Genomic DNA, 2787 nt, shown 5'->3' with positions numbered 1-2787 from the left:
CCCCAACCTGGAGCGGCGAGCGCGTGCTCAAGACGAACGCGCGCGGCCGTCACAACTACTTGCCAGAGTTCAAGCGCTGGATCGTCGAGCAGGCGCTGCAGCCTGGCATGTCACTGGCTGGCCTGGCGATGAGCAACCAGGTCAACGCCAACCAGTTGCGCCGCTGGGTGCAACTGCACGGCAAGTCGCGTGCGGTATCGGCCGCCGCAGCAACGCTGCTGCCGGTCGTGATCGCGGCGGCCACCGAGGCTGCCCCTGCCACAACGCTGGCGGCCCCGGTCAAGCCGGTGAGTGGCCCGGCCATCGAGATCGAGCTGGACGGTGCACGGCTGCGTGTCCATGCGGGTGTCGACGCCGCCACGCTGCGCACCGTGCTGCACTGCCTGCGTGACACGCCACCGTGATCGGTCTGCCAGCCAACACGCGGGTGTGGATCGTTGCCGGCCACACCGACATGAGGAAGGGCTTCGACGGGCTGGCCGCGGTGGTGCACTCCGCGCTGGCGGCCAACCCGTTTGGAGGCCACGTCTTCGTCTTCCGCGGCCGCCGCGGCGACATTCTCAAGCTGCTGTGGTTCGACGGCCAGGGCCTGGTGCTGCTGGCCAAGCGGCTCGAGCGCGGGCGCTTCGTGTGGCCGCAGGCCGGCTCGGGCGCCGTGGTGCTCACGCCGGCCCAACTGGCGATGCTGCTGGAGGGCATCGACTGGCGCATGCCGGTGCGCACCCATGTGCCCGACCTGGCTGCCTGAACCGGTAGTTTGAGCGGGCCGAGTACTGGATGAACAAGGCTCGGTGATCCCCCGGATGCCCAGGGTGTGAGGCGCTGGGCACAGTGGATCCATGCCGCACGACATCGATTCCCCCGCCGATATGGCCGATGGCATCGATGCGCTGCGCCTGCAGGTGCAGGCGCGCGACGCCGAGATCCAGATGCTGCGCTTGGTGGTGCAGAAGTTGAAGCTGCAGCTGCTGCGGCGCAACCGCATGCTCTTCGGCAGTGCCAGCGAGCGCCTGGCCGACGGCTCGCCGGCCCCGCAAGCCAGTCTGCTGGAGGGTGACGTACTGGATGGAATCGAGGCGCTCAAGCCGGCCGATCGACCGGTGTCGCCGGCAGCCAACAGCGATGAGCGGCGCCCTGCGAACGACACCCCGACCCAGCGCGGCCTGCCTGAGCACCTGCCGCGCGAGTCCCAATTGCACCGCCCCGAGACCACGCCCGAGCACCACGACGCGCAAGGCCAGTCCTGCGGCTGCGGGGAGTGTGGTGGCCGCCTGCGCGAGATCGGACGCGACGTCTCCGAGCAGCTGGAGTACGTGCCGGGTCGCTTCAAGGTGCTGCGCCACGTTCGCCCGAAGCTGGCCTGCGTGCGCTGCCAGCGGGTCTTCCAGGCGGCCTCACCCAGTCGCCCGATCGCCCGCGGCCTGCCCGGGCCGGCGCTGCTGGCGCATGTGATGGTGGGCAAGTACTGCGACCATCAACCGCTGTACCGCCAGAGCGGCATCTTCGCGCGCGATGGCGTCGAGATCGACCGCTCGACGCTGGCCGGCTGGGTGGACAAGGCCGACGACTTGATCGACCCGCTGGTGGCCGCTGTGCAGCGCTACGTGCTGGCTGGCCGCAAGATCCACGGCGACGACACGCCGGTGAAGGTGCTGGCACCGGGCAGTGGCAAGACGCGCACCGCGCGGCTGTGGGTGTACGTGCGGGATGACCGGCCGGCGGGCGATCAGGGGCCACGGGCAGCCTGGTTTGCCTACTCGGCCGACCGCGGCGGCGAGCACCCGAGGTCGCACCTGCGTGGCTTCCAGGGGGCGCTGCAGGCTGATGCGTATGCCGGCTGGCTGCAGCTGTACGACGGCCCGGTTCAGGAAGTGGCCTGCTGGGCGCACGCGCGGCGACCCTGGTGGAATCTGTACCTGGCCAGCAAGCGCGCCCCCCACAGCTTGGCGGCGCAGGCGCTGGGCCGCATTCGTGCGCTCTATGCGATCGAGGACGAAATCCGTGGCCAGCCGCCCGATGTGCGCTGCGCCCAGCGCCAAGCCCGCGCCGGGCCGCTGCTCCAGGCGATGCGCGGCTGGCTGCAGGCCTTGCTGCCGCGGGTGTCGGCGAAGTCAGAGATCGCCCAGGCCATCGGCTACAGCCTGAGCCGCTGGGAGGCGCTCACGCGCTATGTCGACGATGGGCGCCTGGAGATCGACAACAACGCCGCCGAGCGGGCGCTGCGCGGCGTGAGCCTGGGGCGCAAGAACTACCTGTTCATGGGCTCGCACGCTGGCGGCGAGCGCGCAGCGGCCTTCTACAGCCTGGTGGAAACGGCCAAGCTCAACGGTCTGGACCCCGAAGCCTACCTGAGCGAGGTCTTCGAGCGCATTGCCGAGCACCCGATCAACCGCATCGAGGAACTGCTGCCGTGGAACATCGGCCGGCAGCCTCAGCAGCTGCCCGAGCAAGGCAAGATGGCGGCATGAACGCCTCCGCCATCGACGCCCGGCTGCTGGAAGTGCTGCAGCAGGCCAGCAACCTGCAACTGTTCCAGCTCAGTGCGGTCATCGAGCGCATGCTGGCCGACCCCAAGCGGATCCTGCAGGTGCGCAAGGACCTGCACATGGGCCAGAGCGTGCGCTTCATGGACTGGCGCGACGGGCAGATGCGCACGGGGACCATCGTCGCGATGAAAGACACCCAGCTGACGATCCAGGAGCAAGGCACGCGCAGTGCCTGGAACGTGCCCTACACGGCCATCGAGCCGCCAGCACAAGGTACCCACACTCCGGCACCCGAGCCGGC

Annotated in this window: 3 protein-coding genes and 1 pseudogene; all 4 read left to right on the top strand. The window is 69.6% G+C overall.

Annotation, left to right across the window (positions count from 1 at the left end; genetic code table 11):
• A partial coding sequence (tnpA, locus tag M0L44_RS21905; RefSeq protein WP_252772307.1) for an IS66-like element accessory protein TnpA occupies nucleotides 1–404 on the top strand: 404 nt, incomplete at its 5' end.
• On the top strand, nucleotides 401–748 hold the full coding sequence (gene tnpB / locus M0L44_RS21900) for an IS66 family insertion sequence element accessory protein TnpB (protein WP_252772306.1): 348 nt from the start codon (nucleotides 401–403) through the stop codon (nucleotides 746–748). The genes tnpA and tnpB, both read left to right, overlap by 4 nt.
• A gap of 91 nt (nucleotides 749–839) precedes the next feature.
• A complete protein-coding gene (gene tnpC, locus M0L44_RS21895; RefSeq protein WP_252772305.1) occupies nucleotides 840–2468 on the top strand; it encodes an IS66 family transposase in 1629 nt (542 codons plus the stop codon).
• Nucleotides 2465–2787 (top strand): annotated as a pseudogene (locus tag M0L44_RS21890) (hypothetical protein); the annotation flags it as partial. The gene tnpC and the pseudogene M0L44_RS21890, both read left to right, overlap by 4 nt.

This window comes from Ideonella oryzae (assembly GCF_024055665.1).
GTDB lineage: Bacteria > Pseudomonadota > Gammaproteobacteria > Burkholderiales > Burkholderiaceae_C > Ideonella > Ideonella oryzae.
Note: the sequence above shows the minus strand (reverse complement) of the source record. Positions and strands in the feature narration are given on the sequence as shown.

Excerpts from the sequence above, each read along its gene's own strand:
- tnpC (WP_252772305.1), top strand. The coding sequence starts at position 840 with ATGCCGCACGACATCGATTCCCCCGCCGATATGGCCGATGGCATCGAT.